A 20,872-nucleotide genomic window follows, 5' to 3' on the forward strand; every position below is an offset into this window, starting at 1 on the left:
GTGTGACGGGGCTAGGGTCAGCACCATGATTGATCACGCTGATGACCTGGCGTCTGTACAAGCAGCGACCGAGCGGCTGCTCACCGCGGTCGCCGCACTGGACAACGCGGCTGTGACCCAGTCGTCACGGCTGCCCGGCTGGACCCGCGGCCATGTGCTGGCCCACCTGGCCCGCAACGCGGACGCCCTGGTGAACGTCCTCGAGGGCCGTCCCATGTACGTCTCCGGTGAGGCCCGGGACGCCGACATCGAGCGGGACGCGCCGCGCCCCCTCGACGCGCACCTCGCCGACCTGCGGGAGAGCGGGGAGCGCTTCCGCGCGGCGGGCGCGGCCCCGGCGGACCCGTCGCGCACGGTGGAGCTGCGCAACGGGGTCACGGACCGGGCGGAGCGGGTGCCGTTCCGGCGGTGGATCGAGGTGGAGCTGCACCACGTGGACCTCGGGATCGGCTACGAGCTGGAGGACCTGCCGGCGGACTTCACGGAGCGGGAGATCGACTTCCTCGCGGCGCGGTTCGCCGGCCACCGGGACGTGCCGTCGACCGCCCTGGCCACCGTGGACGGCAGGACCTGGACGACCGGCGGCGGGGCGGACGGCGGACCGGTCGCGGTCGAGGGGACGGCCGCCGACCTGCTCGGCTGGCTGGCCGGACGGCGGGACGGCGCCGCCCTGACGGTCAAGGGCGGGGACCTCCCGTCTCTTCCCCCGCTGTAACACCTGTACCGCGCGGGTTCCCGCTATAGGCTGGCGGTCATGACGTACAGCGGTCGGGTGACGGTCGGCGGCCCAGCCGACGTGCACGAACTCAAGGACCTGATGATCACCAAGGTCGCGGTCGGCCCCATGGACAACAACGCCTATCTGCTGCGCTGCCGGGCCACCGACGAACAGTTGCTGATCGACGCGGCCAACGACGCGGGGACCCTGCTGGGGACGATCGGTGACGACGGCATCGCGTCCGTCGTCACCACCCACCGGCACGGCGACCACTGGCAGGCGCTCGCCGAGGTCGTCGCCGCCACCGGCGCCCGCACCCACGCCGGCCGGGAGGACGCCGAGGGCATCCCCGTGCCGACCGACGTGCCGCTCGACGACGGCGACGTCATCCGCGTGGGCCGGGTGGAACTCACCGCCCGCCATCTGGTCGGGCACACCCCCGGCTCGATCGCCCTGGTCTACGACGATCCCCACGGGCATCCGCATGTGTTCACCGGGGACTGCCTGTTCCCGGGCGGTGTGGGCAACACCCACAAGGACCCGAAGGCGTTCGCCAGTCTGATCCATGACGTCGAGACCAAGATCTTCGAGGTTCTGCCGGACGAGACCTGGGTCTATCCCGGACACGGCGACGACACCACCCTGGGCGCGGAACGCCCGCACCTGCCGGAGTGGCGCGCGCGGGGCTGGTGAGACGGGGCCTCTACGCCTCGGCCACTCCGGGGCCGGCCAGCGCGGCGATCCGCTCCACCGCGAACACGTACCCCTGCACCCCGCATCCCGCGATGACCCCGTCGGCGCGCAGCGAGACGTAGGAGTGGTGCCGGAAGGACTCGCGCCGGTGGATGTTGGAGATGTGGACCTCCATCACGGGCAGGCCGTCGCAGACGTTGAGGGCGTCCAGGATGGCGACGGAGGTGTGGGAGTAGGCACCGGGGTTGATGACGATCCCGCAGTGGTTCGACCGTGCCTCGTGGATCCAGTCCACCAGTTGACCCTCGTGGTTGGACTGGCGCAGATCCACCGTGCCGCCCCGTGCCGCCGCCGCCTTGGCGCACATCGCCTCCACGTCGGCGAGCGTGTCGGAGCCGTAGATCTCCGGCTGGCGCTGTCCCAGCAGGTTCAGGTTGGGGCCGTTGAGGATCATGATGGGGGCGCTGGCCAGATTGCGGGGCACGGTTCCTCCGGTCCGTCGGGGTGGGGCGGTCCTCGCCGGAACCGCTGCTCGGACCCGGTTTATCACGCTGCGCCGCACGGCCGTTGAGCCCTGCCCCGGCCCGCGCCGGGCGACCGCGTGGCCGCGTGGCCGCGACGCGGGCACTTCTTGACACTGCTCGTGGTCCGCCCGGGGAATCAGGTCTCCGGGCGGCCCACGAGCGCCGGGGAGCCGTGGCCTGTGCCACTGGGCGACGTGCTCCCGCTAGGGGTTGAGGGCCAGTTCCAGATAGGCCGCGAGCAGCACCAGGTGCACGCCGCCCTGGAGCGGTGTGGCCCGCCCGGGGACCACGGTCAGCGCGCCCACCACCATGGTCAGGGCGAGCAGCACCATATGGGTGTTGCCGAGGCCGAGGACGAGCGGGCCGGGGAGCCAGAGGGAGGCCAGCGCGACGGCGGGGATGGTCAGGCCGATGCTGGCCATCGCCGAGCCGAGCGCGAGGTTCATGCTGGTCTGCACCTGGTTGCGGCGCGAGGCGCGCACCGCGGCGATGGTCTCCGGGAGGAGGACCAGCAGGGCGATGATCACACCGACGACGGAGTGGGGCAGGCCGGCGGCATCCACTCCGGACTCGATCGTGGGCGAGACCCCTTTGGCCAGCCCGACCACTCCGACCAGCGCTAGGCCCAGCAGCCCGAGACTGATCAGGGCGGTGCGCGTGGAGGGCGCCTCGGCGTGCTCCTGCTCGGAGGCGGCCGATTCGCCCTGCTTGACGATCGGCAGGAAGTAGTCGCGGTGTCTGACGGTCTGGGTCGCCACGAACAGGGCGTAGAGGGTCAGTGAGGAGAGCGCCGCGAACGTGAGCTGCACGGTGGAGAACTCCGGGCCGGGCTTGCTCGTGGTGAAGGTCGGCAGCACGAGGCTGAGGGTCGCCAGCGTCGCGACCGTGGCGAGGGCCGCGCCGGTGCCTTCCGAATTGAACACCGCCGTGCCGTGGCGCAGTGAACCCACCAGCAGGCTCAGTCCGAGAATGCCGTTGACGGTGATCATCACGGCCGCGAACACGGTGTCTCTGGCGAGCGTCGCGCTCTTGTCCCCGCCGTCGAGCATCAGCGTGACGATCAGCGCCACCTCGATGACGGTGACGGCGACCGCGAGGACCAGGGAGCCGAAGGGCTCACCGACCCGGTGCGCGACCACCTCGGCGTGGTGCACGGCCGCCAGCACGGATCCCGCGAGGACCGCGGTCACCAGGACGACGATCCAGCCGGGCAGTTCGCGTCCCCAGGTCAGGACCAGCAGAATCACGGCGAACACCGGCACCAGGGTCGTCCACTGTGCCGCGAGTGACCTGAGCCGAGCGGTCATGGGGTGATCGTCGCAGACGTGAACGGGCGGCGCACCTCACCGCAGCCCTCCGACCACCGGCCGACCGTGGGGGGCGCGGGGGGTGTCACCGCCGCACGGCGTGCCCCTCCGCTCCTCGATCCTGATCGTCTCGGGGTCATCATGGTCACGCATGGCCTCCTCGTACGAGTCGTGTCCGGTCGGCGCCGGCGGGCGGCGCGAAGTGGGAACGAACGGAACCGGGAGCGGTGGTCGGCGATGTGCTGACCTCCGCTCCCGGCACCGGCGTTCCGGTGTCCGACAAGGGTCAGACGTCGATGTTGTTCTTCACGGGGTCCTCGCCCCGGCCTGCCACGGCCTCGGCCTCCGCCTGCTTGCGGGAGGCCCGCAGGCTGGTGATCGTGGTGACGACCAGGACCGCGCAGATGACGCCCAGCGAGACCGGGATGCTGATCTCGGGGACGTGCACCCCGGACTCGTGCAGTGCGTGCAGCACCAGCTTCACGCCGATGAAGCCGAGGATGATCGACAGGCCGTAGGACAGGTGGACCAGCTTCTTCAGCAGACCGCCGATGAGGAAGTACAGCTGCCTCAGGCCCATCAGCGCGAACGCGTTCGCCGTGAACACGATGTACGGGTCCTGGGTCAGGCCGAAGATCGCGGGGATGGAGTCGAGCGCGAACAGGACGTCCGTGGTGCCGATGGCGAGCATGACGACGAGCATCGGGGTCATGACCCGCTTGCCGTTCTGCTCGATCCACAGCTTGGTGCCGTGGTACCGGTCGGCCACACCGAAGCGGCGCTCGGCGGCCTTGAGGAGCTTGTTCTCCTCGTACTCCTCGTCCTCCTCGTCGGCCCGGGCCTCCTGGATGAGCTTCCAGGCCGTCCAGATCAGGAAGGCGCCGAAGAGGTAGAACACCCACGAGAAGCTGGCGAGGATCGCGGCGCCCGCGGCGATGAAGATCGCGCGCAGCACCAGGGCTATGAGGACGCCGACGAGAAGCACCCGCTGCTGGTACTGCGACGGCACCGCGAACTTCGCCATGATCAGGACGAAGACGAAGAGGTTGTCGACGCTCAGCGACTTCTCGGTGATGAAGCCGGCGAAGAACTCGCCTCCGGCCTGTCCTCCGCCCCAGATCAGCAGGCCGAGCCCGAAGAGCGCGGCCAGGACGATCCAGACGACGGTCCAGATTCCGGCTTCCTTGATGGATACGTCATGCGGTTTGCGGCCGATGAAGAAGTCGACCGCGATGAGGGCACTGAGACCCACGATCGTCAGGACCCACAGGGTCACGGAAACATCCACTGCGCCTCCGGCAGATACGTCACACGGCAAATGTCAGCGTCGTCGCTGCCGGAGGTCTCTTCCACCCGGGCCTCCGGCGCTTGGCTGCGTCCGGACGGTCCTTCGGGCCGACGCCCCGGGATCTGGCCTGATCCGTATTGACGGGGTCGCCGCACAGACAGGGAGTACTCCCCTCCGTGCGGTCAAGAGTACCCAATCACCAAGGATTGGTAAAGGGATGGGTAAAGAAAGAGGCAAAGCCCCAGGTGGCGGGGCTTTACGCGAGCTTGGTCAAAGGTCCGGGGACGTCACCTGTTCCATGAGCGGCGGGCCGCCGCGACCTGGGTGAGCACCTGGTGGAGGACCTGGCTGCCCGGCGGCACGAGCGGCGGCTCGTACGTCCAGGCGTGTCCGACCCACGGGTCGGCCAGGTGGTCCTCGGGCACGGGAGTCAGTCGCAGCAGCGAACGCCACAGCGGGTCGAGGAGCGGACCGTAGCCCGCGGACTCCTCGCGGTCGGCGACCATCATCAGATGGACCCCGACGGCCGGGCCCTCGTCGGCGAGATAGCGCAACTGGTTCACGGCCCGGTCGTCGAAGCCGTGCGGGAAGTCGTTGACGATCAGCAGTTGCTGGGAGGCGTCGAAGCCGGGCGGCAGCGCGTCCGGGGCACCTCCGCGCAGCGCCATCTGCACCAGGTCGACCCGCTGCGTGAGCCGGCCCAGCACGTCCGTCACCCCCGCGGCGCCCTGGGCGGGCGGGGCCGCCAGCACACCGGTCTGCGTCAGCGGCGCCAGCGGCTGCGCCCCGGATCCGGCCGGGTCGATGACGTGCACGGTGAACTCGCCCGCCGGGTAGACGGCGAGCAGCCGGGCCGCGTGCGCCACCGCAGTCTCCATGGCGAGGCGCCGCATGTCGTGGGAGTCGGTGAACGACCCGTCGACCGAGTCGGCCCGTCCGCTGTCGATCCACAGGCCGCGCTCCAGTGGCAGCCGGAGCAGCATCGGGATGCGGATCCGGTCGGCCTCGGGCAGCCGCAGGTCACCCAGGCGCAGCGCCATGGGTATCTCCATCGGCACCCGGTAGGCGTGCCAGGCGGGGTTGTCCCAGCGGGCGAAGGCGGGCGGCAGCGCGGGTTCGACGACGTCGGCCTCGGCGACGAGCTGGACGAGGTCCCGGTCGAGGACCTCCCGCGCCTGGTCGACGAGGTGTGTGTACCGGGCCCGGGCGGCCTCACGGGCGGCGTCGCCCTGACCGCCGATCCGGCTGCGCGGGTCGGAGAGGGTCTGCTCCAGCTCCTTGTCCATGCGGGACTCGGCGAAGTCGACGGCGCTGCGGTAGGCGGCGGTGGTGCGGGCCAGGTCCTCGAACATGCCCCAGACCTGGTTGTAGAGCCGCTCCTCCATGGACCAGCCGGTGGCGTCCCCCGCGACGGGCTGCGCGGGCTGTCCGGGCTGCGCCGGCGGTGCGGTGGGCGGGGGCGGCGGCGGGGCGGAGTTCCGCCGGCCGGGGTGGCTGTAGTCGATCGGGCCACCGGTGGTGGCGGACGGGTCCGCGGCGCCGGCTCCGCCGTACGCCGGCTGCGGTCCGGTCTGTCCCGGCCCGCCGGCCGGCTGCCCGCCGTACGACGGCGGTACGGGGCCGGGAGCGCCCTGTGGTGCGGTGCCGCCCTGGTCGGGGCCGAGGGCGGGGGCGGCCGGCTGACGGGAGCGGTCGCCGTCGGCCGGGCGGGGCGGGGGCGCCTGCACGGAGCGGGCGAGGCCCCGGGCGACCGCCTCGTCGATGGTGCCCGCGAGCGGTACGGCCTCGGGCAGGCCCTGGTCGGTGAGGAGGTCGGCCAGGCCGCCCGCGTAGCCCTGGCCGACGGCGCGCACCTTCCAGGCGCCCTGCCGCCGGTAGAGCTCCAGCGCGACGACGGCCGACTCGGCCTCCAGGCCGGTGATGGTGTAGCTGGCGATCTCGCCGCCGTCCAGGCCGGTGACGGCTACGAAGGGGGCCGCCACGGCGCCGAACCGGGCGGGTCCCGGTCCGCCGCCCGGGGCGGGCAGGGCGAGCAGCACACTGACGCGGTGCACCGCGTCCGTCATGGCGTCCAGGTCCACCGCGAGACGGTGGTCGGCGGCCGCCTGACGCGACACCTCCAGACCGGGCTGGGTGGGTGCGCCCGGGTGGGCCACCCACTCCACTCCGTGGATCCGGCCGTTCTCGTCGCCGAGCGCGGCCGCGGCCACGACCGGGGTGCCGGCCGAGACCCTGATCTCCAGACGGGACTGGGAGAGCGGGTGGTTCTGTCCCCGCACCAGCTCGGCCGTCATCGCCTTCGTCCCCCTGTGTCGCGGTGGTGGCTGCTCGTATCGCCCGTGGTGCCTAGAGGACCGGCAGGATCGCCGGCATCAGGTCCTGGAAGGTGCGGCCGTTGGCCGGGTTGCCGAGGGCCGTCATCGTCCAGCCCGCGCCCGTGCGGTGCACCTTCGCCATGAGCTGGGCCGTGTAGGCGCCGCCACCGGCCAGCGTGTAGCGGGCGAGCTCCTGGCCGTTGGTCTCGTCGACGAGGCGGCAGAACGCGTTCTGCACCTCCTGGAAGGTCTGGCCCGTGAAGGAGTTCACGGTGAAGACGATCTGGTCGATGTGGACCGGGACGCGCGAGAGGTCGACGAGGATGGCCTCGTCGTCGCCGCCCTGGCCGACACCGCCGACGAGGTTGTCACCGGTGTGGCGCACGGAGCCGTCGTCGCTCACCAGGTGGCGGAAGAAGACGACGTCGACCGGCTGCTTGTCCGCGAACAGGACGGCCGAGGCGTCCAGGTCGATCTCCCGGGTGCGCGAGCCGAACAGGCCGCGACGGGGAGCCGCCTGCCAGCCGAGACCCATGCGCACCGCGGTCAGGCTGCCACCGTCGTTCTTCTGCAGACTGATGGCCTGACCCTTGGTCATGTTGACGGTCACGCGCTGATTCCCCTCTCGAACTTCCCCTGTTACCGCGCAATCACGGTTGACCAGAACCCTACGCAGGGGCACTGACAGTGACGTACCCGGGACCGCACTTTGTGTCGTTCTTGCAACACATCGCGTACGAGGCCGTCAGGACAGGCCGGCCTCCTGCATCTGCCGCAACTCCTTCTTCATCTCGGAGACCTCGTCGCGCAGCCGGGCCGCGATCTCGAACTGCAGGTCGGCCGCGGCGGCCCGCATCCGCGTGGTGAGCTCCTCGATCTGCTCGGCGAGTTCGGCGGCGGGGCGGTCGGTCGGTACGGTCTCGGCGGCCTTGCCCCTGGCGCCCTTGGCGCTCTTCGCGCCCTTGGCCGCCTTGGTGCCCAGGGAGGGCACGGGTGCCTTGGTGCCGCCGCCCTCCTTCTTGGCCTGGCGGTAGCCCGAACCGAGCAGCTCCTCGGTGTCGATGTCCTCGCGGGCGATCTGCGCGACGATGTCGTTGATCTTCTTGCGGAGCGGCTGGGGATCGATGCCGTTCGCCTTGTTGTACGCGACCTGCTTCTCCCGGCGGCGGTTGGTCTCGTCGATGGCCTTCTCCATCGCCGGGGTGATCTTGTCGGCGTACATGTGGACCTGGCCGGAGACGTTGCGCGCCGCGCGGCCGATGGTCTGGATCAGGGAGGTGCCCGAGCGCAGGAAGCCCTCCTTGTCGGCGTCGAGGATGGCGACCAGGGACACCTCGGGCAGGTCGAGGCCCTCGCGCAGCAGGTTGATGCCGACGAGGACGTCGTACTCGCCGCTGCGCAGCTCCCGCAGCAGCTCGACCCGGCGCAGGGTGTCGACGTCGCTGTGGAGGTAGCGCACCTGGATGCCGAGTTCCAGGAAGTAGTCGGTGAGGTCCTCGGCCATCTTCTTGGTGAGCGTGGTGACCAGGACGCGTTCGTCCTTCTCCACGCGGGTGCGGATCTCGTGCACCAGGTCGTCGATCTGGCCCTCGGTGGGCTTGACCACGACCTCGGGGTCGACGAGGCCGGTGGGGCGGATGATCTGCTCGACGGTGCCGTCCGCGCGGGAGAGCTCGTACTGGCCGGGGGTGGCCGACAGGTAGACGGCCTGCCCGATGCGCTCCTGGAACTCCTCCCACTTCAGCGGCCGGTTGTCCAGGGCGGAGGGGAGCCGGAAGCCGTGGTCGACGAGGGTGCGCTTGCGGGAGGCGTCGCCCTCGTACATGGCGCCGATCTGCGGGACGGTGACGTGCGACTCGTCGATGACGAGGAGGAAGTCGTCCGGGAAGTAGTCCAGCAGGGTGTTCGGCGGGGAGCCGGGCGAGCGGCCGTCGAAGTGCATCGAGTAGTTCTCCACGCCGGAGCAGGAGCCGATCTGGCGGAGCATCTCGATGTCGTACGTGGTGCGCATGCGCAGGCGCTGGGCCTCCAGGAGCTTGCCCTGTTTCTCCAGCTCGGCCAGGCGCTCGCCGAGCTCCTTCTCGATGTCGCCCACCGCGCGCTCCAGCCGCTCGGGGCCCGCGACGTAGTGGGAGGCCGGGAAGACGTAGAGCTGCTGGTCGTCACTGATGATCTCGCCGGTGAGCGGGTGGAGCGTGGACAGCGCCTCGATCTCGTCGCCGAACATCTCGATGCGGACGGCGAGCTCCTCGTAGACCGGGAAGATCTCGATGGTGTCGCCGCGGACGCGGAAGGTGCCGCGGGTGAAGGCCATGTCGTTGCGCGTGTACTGGATGTCCACGAAGCGGCGCAGCAGCTCGTCCCGGTCGAACTCGTCGCCGACGCGGAGGGGGACCATGCGGTCCACGTACTCCTGCGGGGTGCCCAGGCCGTAGATGCAGGAGACGGAGGCGACCACGACGACGTCGCGGCGGGTGAGCAGCGAGTTGGTCGCGGAGTGGCGCAGCCGCTCGACCTCCTCGTTGATCGAGGAGTCCTTCTCGATGTAGGTGTCCGACTGCGGGACGTACGCCTCGGGCTGGTAGTAGTCGTAGTACGAGACGAAGTACTCGACCGCGTTGTTCGGCAGCAGCTCGCGGAACTCGTTGGCCAGCTGGGCGGCCAGGGTCTTGTTCGGCGCCATGACCAGGGTGGGGCGCTGGAGCTTCTCGATCATCCACGCGGTGGTGGCGGACTTGCCGGTGCCGGTCGCGCCGAGCAGGACGACGTCCTTCTCGCCTGCTTCGATGCGCCGGGCGAGGTCGGCGATGGCCGTCGGCTGGTCGCCGCTCGGCTGGTAGGGGCTGACGACCTCGAAGGGCGCCACCGTGCGTTCGATCTGGGAAACGGGCCGCATGTCATCCACCGTACGGCCCCCCACTGACAACGGGTCCGGATCAGCGGCGCTGCGGGGTCCGGGAGCGGTGTTCCACGGGGCCGCGGGCCCGCAGCCGCGGGCGTGCCGGGGAGTGGTGGGCCGGGGAGTGGGCGGGGACGCCGGGCTTGCGCTCGGCGGGGGGCGCGGCGGGTCCGCCGGCGACCATCAGCGGGTCGAAGATCACCACGACGCCCGCGAGGACGAGGAAGGCGAGCGGGCCGACCATCATCGGCCCGAGCAGGGCGGCCGCCGGCTCCCCCGCGGCGGGCTCGGCCGTGCCGTGGACGTGCACCTCGAGCGCGGCCATGCCGGTGTAGTGCATCCCGGTGACCGCGAGCCCCATGACGACGCTGGCGCCCACGCTCCACAGGGGGCCCCGCACCTGTCCGGCCGCCCACAGGGCGGCGCTGGCGGCTGCCATGGCGATGACCACGGACGCGGCGACCATGAGGACGTCGTACTTCAGGTTTCCGTCGAGGCTCATCCCGGCCATGCCGAGGTAGTGCATCGAGGCGATGCCGAGGCCGGTGACGGTGCCCCCGGTGAACAGGGCCGTTCCGGTGGCTCCCTTGTAGCCGACGATGAAGATCCCGATGCCCACCATGACGACGGCGACGGCCAGACTCGCGAACGTGATCAGCCCGTCGTAGTGGATCGGCGTGCCCTCGACGGTGAAGCCCGTCATCGCGACGAAGTGCATCGTCCATATGCCGGAGCCGATGGTCGCGGCCCCCAGGGCGAGCCAGCCGGGGCGCCAGGAGCGGGACATCCTGATGGCCCTGGCGGTGCAGCGCAGGCCCAGGGCGCCGCCGAGACAGGCCATGAGGAAGGCCACCACCGGTGTGACCAGGCCGTAGCTGAATCCGTCGACCGTGCCTTGCATGCGCGGCTGCCCTCCCGACCCGTATGGCCCGCAACGTCCTGATATACCCCCCTCCTGGCGCCGTGACGGCGGCCAGGGATGACGCAGAGAGTATGACCCCACCGGAATGGTCGAACGACTTTCCGGCAAAGAAACACGTCCTTGCCCCAGGTGTGTGGCACCAGTGTGCGGAGTCTGGACAACACCGTTCAATCCGTGGCCACCCCGTACTCGTCTCGCGTCGACCCTCTGCTGTCAGAGTTGAGCTGACCGTGACCGTCCGACGCGAGGAGTACGCATGCACGCACGCGCTGTCGCCGCCTCGACCACCGCGCTCCTGGGTACCGCCGCCCTCCTGCTCCCGCTCTCCCCCGCGCGGGCCGCGGAGAGCTCCGCGCGGCCCCTGGTGATAGCCCACCGGGGCGCGTCCGCGTACGCGCCCGAGAACACCCTGGAGGCCGTCGACAAGGCCGCCGCGCTCGGCGTCGACTGGGTGGAGAACGACGTCCAGCGCACCAGGGACGGTGAACTCGTCGTCCTGCACGACGACAGCCTGCGGCGCACCACCGACGTCGAGGAGGTCTTCCCCGACCGGGCTCCGTGGAAGGTGAAGGACTTCACCGCCGCGGAGATCGCCCGGCTGGACGCGGGAAGCTGGTTCGGCTCCGCGTACGCGGGCGCGCGCGTGCCGACGCTGGAGCAGTTCGTGCACCGCGTCGAGCGGCACCGGCAGAAGCTGCTGCTGGAGATCAAGAACCCTCAGCTGTATCCCGGCATAGAGCGGCAGATCGTCAAGGTGCTGGGCAACGAGGGCTGGCTGGACCGCCGGCATGTGCGGAACCGGCTGATCGTGCAGAGCTTCAGCGCGGACAGCGTACGGACGGTCCACGATCTGCGGCCCGCGGTGAAGACGGGCTTCCTCGGGACGCCGCCCGTGTCGGACCTGCCCGCGTACGCGGCCTTCACCGACCAGATCAATCCCTCGCACGGTTCCCTCTCCGCCGCTTACGTAGCCGCCGTGCACTCCTTCAAGGGGGCGCGCGGCAAGCCGCTGGAGGTGTGCACCTGGACCGTGAACGACGCGGCCGCCGCCCGGCGGGTCGCCGGGTTCGGGGTCGACGGGATCATCACCAACACGCCCGACGTGGTGCGGGACGCGGTGCGCGGCTGAGACGTCCGCCCGGGGCGTTGTCAGTGGCGGGCCGTACGGTGGTGCGCATGGACAGCCATGGGCGGTACGAGCAGCGGGTGGTGTGGGCCGTCGTCGGCACCGGCATCGGCCCGCTGCTGCTGGCCGCGACCCGTGAGGGTCTGGTCAACGTCGTGTTCCACGCCACCGACGAGGTGCGCGGCGGTGCGCTGGAGCGGCTGGCGTCGCGGCTCGGCACCGAGCCCGTCGAGGAGCCCGGTTCCCCGTTGCTGGCCGAGGCGATACGGCAGGTCGAGGCGTACTTCGCGGGCGAGCGGCGGGACTTCGAGCTGCCGCTGGACTGGTCGCTGATCTCGGGCTTCAACCGCGAGGTGCTGCGGGAGCTGGCCGCCGGGGTGCCGTTCGGCTCGGTCGTCGGGTACGGCGATCTGGCCCGCCGGGTCGGCCGGCCCGGCGCGGCCCAGGCCGTGGGCACGGCGATGGGCGCGAACCCGCTGCCGGTGGTCGTACCGTGCCACCGGGTCGTGGAGAGCGGCGGCGGCATAGGCGGCTTCGGCGGCGGCCTGAAAACAAAACGCCGCCTCCTGGCCTTGGAAGGCATCCTCCCCGAACCCCTGTTCTGACCCGTCCCTCCGCGGGCAGCCACACGCCGCCGCCCCGCGCGACCGCGGGCAGCCACACGCCGCGTTCCCACGGACAGCCGTGCCGCCGGGGCAGCACGGGTGGGCGCGACCTTCCCCCGCCCTCCGCGGGCAATCGTGCCGCAGGGCGGCACGGGTGGGCGGTGGGGGCACCTCCCGCTCATGGGGGTCCCTCCCGCTCGAGCGAAGCCGAGAGTGGGGGAGAAGCCGAGAGTGGGGGAGGCACCCCGCAAGCGCCGGGCCGCGCAACCGCCCGCGGTCAGTCGTAGTGCCGCGCCTCGAACACGTTGCCGTCCGGATCACGGAAGTAGAAGCTGCGCCGCGCCAGCCCCCGCGCCCCGAAGGAGTCACGCGAGACATCCGACACCGGCACGGACCCCTCCTCCAGCCGACTGCGCAAAGCGTCGAAGTCCGAGGCCGTCAGCGACAGGCAGACATGGTTCACGGGATGCCCCGAACTCTCCGCGGCACCGGGCAGCATCCGCATACGTTCCGCCTTGGCCCGCGGCATGAGATCGAGGATCGTCTCCTCATTGACCCGCACCGAGGGAAACGGCGCCTCACCGACGGAGTAGTCGGTGAGCCTGACGGGCTCCAGGCCCACGGCCTTCTCGTAGAAACCGGCGGCGGCGATGGGATCGCTCACCCACAGGACGATGTGGTCGAGGCGAGTCGTGTTGTCCGTCATGGCTCCAAGCCTCCGCGACACCCATGACCGCGCGCAAGGGGGTTTGGCCCGGCGCCCGGCCCGCCAGAGATGAGGGAGAACCGGCAGACAGGAGACAGAGACGTGGTGCTCATGGTGTCCGAAGAGGTACGGGAGGCGATCGCCGCGGCCCGCCCGGTGGTGGCCCTGGAGTCCACGATCATCGCCCACGGACTGCCCCGGCCGCGCAATCTCCAGGTGGCGCTGGAGCTGGAGGCGGCCGTACGGCGGGAGGGCGCGGTACCGGCGACGATCGCCGTGCTGGACGGGCGGCCCCGGGTCGGCCTGGACAAGGGCCAGTTGGAGCGGGTCGCGGGCGAGGACGGCATCCGCAAGCTGGGCCATCGTGACCTCCCGCTCGCGGTGGCCGCCGGGGCGAGCGGGGCGACCACGGTGTCGGCCACGGCCCTGCTGGCGGCGCTCGCGGGCATACGGGTGTTCGCCACCGGAGGGCTCGGTGGCGTGCACCGGCAGTGGACGGTGACCCAGGACGAGTCGGCCGACCTCGGCCTGCTGGCGCGGACCCGGATCACCGTGGTGTGCGCGGGCGTGAAGTCGATCCTGGACGTGCCCGCGACCCTGCAGCGGCTGGAGACGCTGGGGGTGGCGGTCGCCGGATACGGCACGGACCGATTCCCCGGCTTCTACCTGTCCGACTCCGGGCACCCCGTGGACTGGCGGCTGGACTCTCCGGCGCAGGTCGCAAAGGTCATGCGGGCGCAGGACGCGCTGGGCGGACCCGAGTCGGCGCTGATCGTGGCCAACCCGGTCCCCGAGGAGGAGCAGTTGGATCCCGGGCTGCACGCGCGGGTGCTCGACGAGGCACTGCGCGCGTGCGAGGCGGAGGGTGTCACCGGCCAGGCCGTCACGCCGTTCCTGCTCGACCACCTGGTCCGGCACACCGACGGCGCCTCCCTCGCCGCGAACCTGGCGGCGGTCCGGGGCAACGTACGGCTGGCCGCGCGGGTCGCGGCGTCCTGGGCCGCCGGGGAGTGACGGGCGCCGTGCGGGGCGGGGCGCTGCTGGTCGTCGGCGATGTGATCACGGATGTGGTCGTCCGGCACCGGGGGCCGCTCGCGCCGGGTACGGACACGGCGGCGGCGATCCGGACGGTGCCGGGCGGCGCGGGCGCCAACGTGGCCTGCTGGGCGGCGCGTCGGGACGGTACGGAGGTGCGGCTCCTCGGGCGGGTGGGCGAGGACGCGGCGGCCTGGCACGAGCGGGAGCTGGCCGCCTGCGGGGTCCGTCCGCTGCTGGTCGTGGACGGACGGGCGCCGACGGGGACGGTGATCTGCCTGGTCGACGAGGGCGCGGGGGCCGAGCGGACGTTCCTCACCGACAGTGGCGCGTCGCTGCGGCTGGACCCCGGCGACTGGTCGGACGCGTTGCTGGACGGGGTGGCGCGGCTGCACCTGTCGGGCTATCTGCTGTTCGCCGAACCGAGCCGTGCGTTCGTCGCGGTGGCGTCGAAGGCGGCGCGGGCCCGCGGGGTGCCGGTGAGTCTGGATCCGGCGTCGGCGGGGTTCCTCGTGCGGCTGGGCGCCGACCGGTTCCTGTCGCTGGTCGAGGGCGTGGACGTCCTGCTGCCCAGCCGTGACGAGGCGTGCCTGCTCGCGGGGGCGTCCGAGGCCGCGGACGCCGCGGCGCGGCTGAGCCGGCACGTTCCGCTGGTGGTGGCCAAGCAGGGTGCCGAGGGCGCGCTGCTCGCACGGTCCGGGAAGGTGTACGCCCGCGTCCCGGCCGTACCCGCGGTGCCCCGGGACACCACGGGTGCCGGTGACGCGTTCACGGGCGCGTTCCTCGCGGCCCTGCTCGCGGGAGCCGACCCGGAGCAGGCGGCGCGGGAGGGCTGCCGGGCGGGCGCGCAGGCGGTGGAACACATAGGGGGCCGACCTCCGGCACCCGCCTGACGAACGGGCGCCGCGACGGGCGAACTCCCTTTGTCCACAGGCGGGAACAAAGCGGAACCCTCTCTTCCCACAGGCTCGCACACGACTCGTCCGGCACTGGCAGACTGACGATCCGGAGCGCGGGAAGCAGGACGGCGCGGGGGAACCACGCAAGGAGAACCGGATGTCCATGGCAGGGAATCTGCGGAAGGTCACGAACCTCGGCAGGGTCGGCGGGCTGCGCCGGGTGGCGCGGCTGGCGCGGCGGCGGCCCCGTGTGGACCTGAGCCATCCGGCCCGCTCCCCGCTGGGCTCCTCGGTGGTCAACTGCGTGACGTACCGGGACGGTCACCGCACCGGCGCGCGCGGGGACCTGGTGGACGCGGTGAGGCAGGTGCGCAAGAGCGGCGAGGGTTTCGTCTGGCTGGGACTGCACGAGCCGACCACCCGGGAGTTCGCCGGCATCGCGGAGCTGTTCGACCTGCACCCGCTGGCGGTGGAGGACGCGGTCGAGGCCCACCAGCGGCCCAAGCTGGAGCGGTACGGGGAGACGCTGTTCGCCGTCTTCAAGACGGTCTGCTACGTCGAGCACGAGGAACTCACCGCGAACAGCGAGGTGGTGGACACCGGCGAGATCATGGTGTTCCTCGGCAAGGACTTCGTGGTCACGGTGCGGCACGGCCGGCACGGTTCGCTGGGACCGCTGCGCGAGGGGCTGGAGGCCGATCCCGGGCAGCTCGCCCAGGGCCCGTCCACGGTGCTGCACGCGATCGCGGACCATGTGGTCGACGACTATCTGACCGTCATCGACTCGGTCCAGGAGGACATCGACCAGGTCGAGACGGATGTGTTCGCGGAGCACGGCGCGCGGGTCGATCCGGGCCGCATCTACCAGCTCAAGCGCGAACTCCTGGAACTGAAGCGGGCGGTGGTGCCGCTGAGCCGGCCGCTGGAGGAACTCGCCACCCGGCCGATCCGGGTGGTCGCCCCGGAGATACAGGCGTACTTCCGTGACGTCTCCGACCATCTGCTGCGGGCGAAGGAGCAGATAGCGGCCTTCGACGAGCTGCTGAACTCCATTCTCCAGGCGCATCTGGCGCAGGTCACGGTCGCGCAGAACGAGGACATGCGCAAGATCACCGCTTGGGCGGCGATCGTGGCGGTGCCGACGATGGTCTGCGGGATGTACGGCATGAACTTCGACCACATGCCGGAGCTGCACTGGCGGTACGGCTACGGCATGGTCATCGGGGTGATATCCGTGGCGTGTCTGCTGCTGTACCGGGCGTTCCGGCGCAGCCGCTGGCTCTGAGGCCCGCTGCTCTCCACCGCCGGGCGGGAAGGAAGGAGGGGTCAGCCGCGCCAGGCCGGATGGCGGGGGTCGTCGGCCCGTACCAGTACGTCGGCCGTGCCGGCGGGGTCGGTCTCCTGCTCGTAGCGCTCGAAGGCGGGGAGGGTCCAGTGCTCGGCCTCGGCGGTACGGCGGCGCAGGGCGCCCGGGGAGAGGAGGACGTGGACGCTCAGGTCGAAGGGGAACCAGTGGCGCAGGAGGAGGGGGCCGTGCAGCAACAGCACGCCGCCGGGAGGGAGCCGGACATAAGGGCTGCGGGTGGCGCGGTCGGTGACGGGGTCCCACAGGTCGGGCAGGACGCGTCCGCTCCCGCCGGGTTCGAGGGGGCCGAACACCTCGCGCCAGAGGGCGCCGGTGTCGTACCAGCCTCCGTAGTAGGACTCCAGGTCCCGGTGGCCGTATTCGAGCCGGACGGATGCGGGTCGCAGGAAGCCCTCGGTGCCGACGACCAGGGAGGGCCGACCACGTATCCGCAGCGCCTCGGCGACCCGCTCGGCGAGGTCTCCCGGACGTGCGGCGGGGGCGCCGTCGAGGGCGACCCGCGGCCAGGGTCCGCCGTCGGCCGTCTTCAGCTCCAGCAGGCGCTCGGCGAGGAGGTCGCCGAGCCGGTCCCAGGTGATCGCTTCAAGTCGCACACGGCCATCATGCGCCTGCGGCCCGTCCGGCCGTGCGGATCTCCCGGTGGCACGGGTCTCCCGGCCGTAGGGGTCTCCCAGCGGTAGGGGTCTCCCGGCGGTAGAGGTCTCCCGGCGGTAGGGGTTCGACGCCCGGTGTCCGGTGCCCGGAGGGGGCGGGTGACGCCCGGGGTGTTCGACGTCCCTGGACGTTCGCGCATGCGCCCGCGCTCCTGGGCCATGGCCGGGGGTGCCAAGGGTCGCTTTCACTGGTGATGACGGTGGTGACGGTGGTGGCCGGGAAGGGTCCCGGCCGGGAACGGGGGTGACGACATGATCGACGGGCCGTACTTCGTGCTGACGGTGCTGAGTGTGCTCGGGACCGGGCTGACGGCCGGGGTCTTCTGCGCCTTCTCGACGTTCGTGATGAGAGGGCTCGCGGCGCTGCCGCCGGCTCAGGGGGTGGCCGCGATGCAGGCGGTCAACGTGGCGGCGGTGCGTCCGGCCTTCATGCTGCTGTTCCTCGGTACGGCGATGCTGTGCGCGGTGGTCACGGTGGTGACGTTCGTGCTGTGGCCGGACGCGGGGACGGTCGAGCTGCTGGTGGGCGGTGTCCTGTACCTGGTCGGCTCGTTCGGGCTGACCGTGGTCGCGAACATACCGCGCAACGAGGCGCTGGCCCGGCTCGAACCGGGCGGCCCGGAGGCGGCCGCGTACTGGCCGGTCCATGTGCGCGAGTGGACGATGTGGAACCACGTCCGCGCGCTCGCCTCGGCCGGGGCGGCGGTGGCGTACCTCCTGGCCCTCGTCTGAGGGACCCGGCGGCGGGCCCCCGGGAAAGCGCTGTCCCGGCGCTCTGCGGGGGCGGGTGAGCGGACGTATCGTGGCCCAAGGAGTGCCGCCCGACGACGCACGGCCTGTCACCCGCGCACGCAAGGAACACGGCCATGGCCGATCCCAAGGGTTTCCTGACCACGCCCCGCGAGGAGTGGCCGCGCCGGCCCGTCGAGGAACGGGTCCGCGACTGGAACGAGGTGTACGTGCCGGGGGCGCTGCTGCCCCTCGTCAGTGCGCAGGCCGACCGTTGCATGGACTGCGGTGTGCCGTTCTGCCATCAGGCCTGTCCGCTCGGCAACCTCGTCCCCGAGTGGAACGAGCTGGTCTCGCGGGAGGACTGGCGGGCGGCGGCGGAGCGGTTGCACGCCACCAACAACTTCCCGGAGTTCACCGGCCGGTTGTGTCCGGCGCCCTGCGAGGCGGGGTGTGTGCTCGCCATCAACCAGCCGGCGGTCACCATCAAGAACGTCGAGTGTGCCATCGCCGACCGGGCCTGGGAGGAGGGTTTCGCCCCGCCGGCGCCGCCGGAGCGGCTCTCCGGCCGGACGGTCGCGGTCATCGGTTCGGGCCCGACCGGGCTGGCCGCGGCCCAGCAGCTCACCCGGGCGGGGCACACGGTCGCCGTGTACGAGCGGGACGACCGGGTCGGCGGGCTGATGCGGTACGGCATCCCCGAGTTCAAGATGGAGAAGCGGCATCTGGAACGGCGGGTGGAGCAGATGCGGGCCGAGGGGACGAAGTTCCGTACGTCCACGACGGTCGGGCGGGATGTGGACGCGGCGGAGTTGCGGGCGCGGTATGACGCGGTGGTGATCGCGACGGGGGCGACGGCGTGGCGGGAACTTGCCGTGCCGGGGCGTGAACTGGCGGGGATTCACCAGGCGATGGAGTACCTGCCGCTCGCGAACCGGGTGTGCGAGGGGGATCTGGAGTCGTCGCCGCTGTCGGCCGCGGGCCGGCGTGTCGTCATCGTCGGTGGTGGTGACACGGGGGCGGACTGTCTGGGTACGGCGGTGCGGGAGGGGGCCGCGTCGGTCACCCAGCTCGACATCTACGGCCGGCCGGGGGACGAGCGCGATGAGGAGGCAGAGCCGTGGCCGACGTATCCGAGGCTGTACCGGTTGTCCGCGGCGCATGAGGAGGCCGGGGTGTTGCGGACGGCGCCGGTGGTGGACGCGGACGCGCGGCTGTTCGCGGCGTCCACGCTGCGCTTCGCCGGGGACGGGGACGGGCGGGTGTGTGCGCTGCACCTGGTGGGGGTGGACGCCGGGCGTCGGCCCGTGCCGGGGAGCGAGCGGGTGCTGCCGGTGGATCTTGTGCTGCTCGCGCTGGGGTTCTCCGGGCCGGAGCGGGGGGACGGGCTCCTCGCCCAGCTGGGGGTGGAGCTGTCGCCTCGTGGCACGGTCGCGCGGGATGCGGGGTTCGGTACGAATGTGCCGGGGGTTTTCGCGGCGGGGGACGCGGCGCGGGGGCAGTCGCTGATCGTGTGGGCGATCGCCGAGGGGCGGGCGGTGGCTGCGGCGGTCGATCGCCGTCTGACGGGTGCGGTGAGCCGGCTGCCGGCGCCGATCGGTCCCTATGACCGTCCGATGGCGGTGTGAGCCGGCGTCGGTGCGGGCCGGGGGGTGTTCACGCGGCCCGGCGCCCGCGGGGTGCCTCCCCCACTCTCGGCTTCGCTCGAGCGGGAGGGACCCCCATGAGCGGGAGGTGCCCCCACCGCCCACCCGTGCCGCCCTGGGGGTACCTCCCAGGCCTTTGAGGCACTGGGGGAGGCACGACTGCCCGCGGGAACGCGGGCAGTCGTCTCCGGGGTTACGGCTTGTGGGCCACCGCGCCGTAGCCGGGGATGACGTCGTCGTCCTGGCCCGGGATCGGGTCACCCAGTTCGGGGTGCCAGTGGTGGGGGACCTGGACGCCCGGTTCCACGAGGGTCAGGCCGTCGAAGAAGCGGGTGAACTCCTCGCGGGAGCGGAGCGCCAGGGTGACGCCCGCCGCCTTGAGCTTCTCCGTGGCCGCCTTCGACTCCTCCGGGGTGAAGTCGGACGTCGCGTGGGTGACGACCAGGTAGCTGCCCGAGGGCAGCGCGTCCAGCAGCCGCCCGACCAGCTCGTGCGCCCCGTCCTCGTCGGAGACGAAGTGCAGCAGCGCGATGAGCGACAGCGCGATCGGCTCGTCGAAGTCGAGGATCTTCCGCGCGCCCTCCAGGATGACGTCCGGATCGCGCACATCGGCCTGGAGGTACTCGGTCACCCCCTCGTCCGTACCGCGCAGCAGGGCCGCCGCGTGGGCCAGCACGATGGGGTCGTTGTCGCAGTACACGATGCGGGCGTCGGGCGTGATGCCCTGTGCCACCTGGTGCAGGTTGGGCTCGGTGGGGATGCCGGTGCCGACGTCGAGGAACTGCCGTACGCCCTGCCCGGCCAGCCAGCGCGTGGCCCGCTGCATGAACGCGCGGTTCACCCGCGCCATCACCGGCACCCGCGGGTCGAGGGCGAGCATCTGCTTCCCCATGGCCTCGTCGACCGGGTAGTTGTCCTTGCCTCCGAGGTACCAGTCGTACATCCGCGCGGGGTGCGGCCTGCTCGTGTCGATCTCCACGGGGTGCTGCCCGGTCATGAAGGACTCCATAAGTCTCTGCGCCTGCAATTGCAACTATTAGTGATCAAGTCAGTGCCAAGCCGGAAGGGCCGGAAGGGCCGGAAGGGCCGGAAGGGCCGGAAGGGCCGGAAGAGGGGAGCAAAGGTAGTGCGGGCAACAAGGTTCAGGACAGCAGGAAATCCGCCTCTCCCGCCTTCGCTCCCTCGATGAAGGCCGTCATCTCCGCGGAGGTGTAGATGAGTGCCGGCCCGTCCGGGTCGGTGGACTGGCGTACGGCGATCCGGCCGTCCTCGAGCTTCATCGCCTCCAGGCAGTTCCCTCCGTTGCCGCCGCTCCACGGCTTGTGCCAGCCCTCGCTGCCCAGCTCCCGCGCGGGCATGCCGTTGTAGATCCTTCCGGTGCGCGCCCGCGGGCGGGGCGGGGACTTCAGAGGGTCCAGGGGGCTCAGGGGCTTCATGAGTT

20 protein-coding genes are annotated in these 20,872 nt (G+C 71.6%); 9 read left to right on the plus strand and 11 right to left on the minus strand.

What is annotated here, in order from left to right:
* Nucleotides 1-25: 25 nt before the first annotated feature.
* Together ACZ62B_RS28295 and ACZ62B_RS28300 are read left to right on the plus strand one after the other, a co-directional pair.
* Nucleotides 26-715, plus strand: a complete 690-nt coding sequence (locus ACZ62B_RS28295) for a maleylpyruvate isomerase family mycothiol-dependent enzyme (protein ID WP_468721360.1) — start codon at nt 26-28, stop codon at nt 713-715.
* Between the two features lie 39 nt (nt 716-754).
* Nucleotides 755-1,411, plus strand: a complete 657-nt coding sequence (locus ACZ62B_RS28300) for an MBL fold metallo-hydrolase (RefSeq protein ID WP_344564128.1) — start codon at nt 755-757, stop codon at nt 1,409-1,411.
* 10 nt (nt 1,412-1,421) lie between these two features.
* On the opposite strand, the gene aroQ is transcribed toward ACZ62B_RS28300, so the two are convergent.
* The 7 genes from aroQ to ACZ62B_RS28335 all read right to left on the minus strand — a co-directional run bounded on the left by aroQ (nt 1,422) and on the right by ACZ62B_RS28335 (nt 10,645).
* On the minus strand, nt 1,422-1,895 hold the full coding sequence (aroQ, locus tag ACZ62B_RS28305; RefSeq protein ID WP_344564130.1) for a type II 3-dehydroquinate dehydratase: 474 nt from the start codon (nt 1,893-1,895) through the stop codon (nt 1,422-1,424).
* A 243-nt stretch (nt 1,896-2,138) separates the two neighbouring features.
* Nucleotides 2,139-3,242 (minus strand): calcium:cation antiporter, encoded by a 1,104-nt coding sequence (locus ACZ62B_RS28310; RefSeq protein ID WP_344555706.1) that lies wholly within the window; start codon nt 3,240-3,242, stop codon nt 2,139-2,141.
* Between the two features lie 286 nt (nt 3,243-3,528).
* Nucleotides 3,529-4,530, minus strand: a complete 1,002-nt coding sequence (locus ACZ62B_RS28315; protein ID WP_344555708.1) for a TerC/Alx family metal homeostasis membrane protein — start codon at nt 4,528-4,530, stop codon at nt 3,529-3,531.
* A 287-nt stretch (nt 4,531-4,817) separates the two neighbouring features.
* A complete protein-coding gene (locus tag ACZ62B_RS28320) occupies nt 4,818-6,824 on the minus strand; it encodes a TerD family protein (RefSeq protein WP_344555710.1) in 2,007 nt (668 codons plus the stop codon).
* Nucleotides 6,825-6,876: 52 nt separating this feature from the next.
* Nucleotides 6,877-7,455 (minus strand): TerD family protein, encoded by a 579-nt coding sequence (locus ACZ62B_RS28325; RefSeq protein WP_073937133.1) that lies wholly within the window; start codon nt 7,453-7,455, stop codon nt 6,877-6,879.
* Between the two features lie 135 nt (nt 7,456-7,590).
* Entirely contained in the window at nt 7,591-9,741 is a 2,151-nt protein-coding gene (gene uvrB, locus ACZ62B_RS28330; protein WP_468721352.1) for an excinuclease ABC subunit UvrB, read from the minus strand.
* A 40-nt stretch (nt 9,742-9,781) separates the two neighbouring features.
* Nucleotides 9,782-10,645 (minus strand): MHYT domain-containing protein, encoded by an 864-nt coding sequence (locus ACZ62B_RS28335; protein ID WP_468721350.1) that lies wholly within the window; start codon nt 10,643-10,645, stop codon nt 9,782-9,784.
* Nucleotides 10,646-10,922: 277 nt separating this feature from the next.
* On the opposite strand from ACZ62B_RS28335, the gene ACZ62B_RS28340 reads away from it, so the two are divergent.
* On the plus strand, nt 10,923-11,795 hold the full coding sequence (locus tag ACZ62B_RS28340) for a glycerophosphodiester phosphodiesterase (protein ID WP_344555719.1): 873 nt from the start codon (nt 10,923-10,925) through the stop codon (nt 11,793-11,795).
* Nucleotides 11,796-11,842: 47 nt separating this feature from the next.
* Nucleotides 11,843-12,397 carry a methylated-DNA--[protein]-cysteine S-methyltransferase gene (locus tag ACZ62B_RS28345; protein WP_469692563.1) on the plus strand — a complete coding sequence of 185 codons (555 nt, stop codon included), beginning with the start codon at nt 11,843-11,845 and terminating at the stop codon, nt 12,395-12,397.
* A 277-nt stretch (nt 12,398-12,674) separates the two neighbouring features.
* Here the strand turns inward: ACZ62B_RS28345 and ACZ62B_RS28350 are convergent, their stop codons facing one another.
* Nucleotides 12,675-13,103 carry a VOC family protein gene (locus ACZ62B_RS28350; RefSeq protein WP_073937138.1) on the minus strand — a complete coding sequence of 143 codons (429 nt, stop codon included), beginning with the start codon at nt 13,101-13,103 and terminating at the stop codon, nt 12,675-12,677.
* Between the two features lie 102 nt (nt 13,104-13,205).
* Between ACZ62B_RS28350 and ACZ62B_RS28355 the strand changes: the two genes are divergently transcribed.
* The 3 genes from ACZ62B_RS28355 (at nt 13,206) to ACZ62B_RS28365 (ending at nt 16,322) form a co-directional block, all read left to right on the plus strand.
* Nucleotides 13,206-14,117, plus strand: a complete 912-nt coding sequence (locus ACZ62B_RS28355; protein ID WP_344555724.1) for a pseudouridine-5'-phosphate glycosidase — start codon at nt 13,206-13,208, stop codon at nt 14,115-14,117.
* Complete coding sequence (locus ACZ62B_RS28360) at nt 14,099-15,031, plus strand: carbohydrate kinase family protein (protein ID WP_468721480.1); 933 nt, start codon at nt 14,099-14,101, stop codon at nt 15,029-15,031. The genes ACZ62B_RS28355 and ACZ62B_RS28360 overlap by 19 nt, the downstream gene beginning before the upstream one ends.
* 163 nt (nt 15,032-15,194) lie before the next feature.
* Entirely contained in the window at nt 15,195-16,322 is a 1,128-nt protein-coding gene (locus ACZ62B_RS28365; RefSeq protein WP_344555726.1) for a magnesium and cobalt transport protein CorA, read from the plus strand.
* A gap of 41 nt (nt 16,323-16,363) precedes the next feature.
* Here the strand turns inward: ACZ62B_RS28365 and ACZ62B_RS28370 are convergent, their stop codons facing one another.
* The gene (locus ACZ62B_RS28370; RefSeq protein ID WP_344555728.1) at nt 16,364-16,996 is read right to left on the minus strand and encodes a nucleoside/nucleotide kinase family protein; all 633 of its coding nucleotides are present in this window, start codon (nt 16,994-16,996) and stop codon (nt 16,364-16,366) included.
* Nucleotides 16,997-17,308: 312 nt separating this feature from the next.
* Here ACZ62B_RS28370 and ACZ62B_RS28375 point away from each other — a divergent pair, with 312 nt between their 5' ends.
* Nucleotides 17,309-17,788, plus strand: coding sequence for an anthrone oxygenase family protein (locus ACZ62B_RS28375; protein WP_344555730.1), 480 nt, complete (start codon nt 17,309-17,311; stop codon nt 17,786-17,788).
* Nucleotides 17,789-17,922: 134 nt separating this feature from the next.
* A complete protein-coding gene (locus tag ACZ62B_RS28380) occupies nt 17,923-19,413 on the plus strand; it encodes a glutamate synthase subunit beta (RefSeq protein ID WP_344555732.1) in 1,491 nt (496 codons plus the stop codon).
* A 211-nt stretch (nt 19,414-19,624) separates the two neighbouring features.
* Here ACZ62B_RS28380 and ACZ62B_RS28385 read toward each other — a convergent pair whose 3' ends face one another.
* Entirely contained in the window at nt 19,625-20,428 is an 804-nt protein-coding gene (locus ACZ62B_RS28385; protein WP_344555734.1) for an SAM-dependent methyltransferase, read from the minus strand.
* 145 nt (nt 20,429-20,573) lie between these two features.
* The gene (locus tag ACZ62B_RS28390; protein WP_382054314.1) at nt 20,574-20,867 is read right to left on the minus strand and encodes a DUF397 domain-containing protein; all 294 of its coding nucleotides are present in this window, start codon (nt 20,865-20,867) and stop codon (nt 20,574-20,576) included.
* Nucleotides 20,868-20,872: the final 5 nt, after the last annotated feature.

The sequence above is a fragment of the Streptomyces sp. NPDC053426 genome, assembly GCF_055585405.1.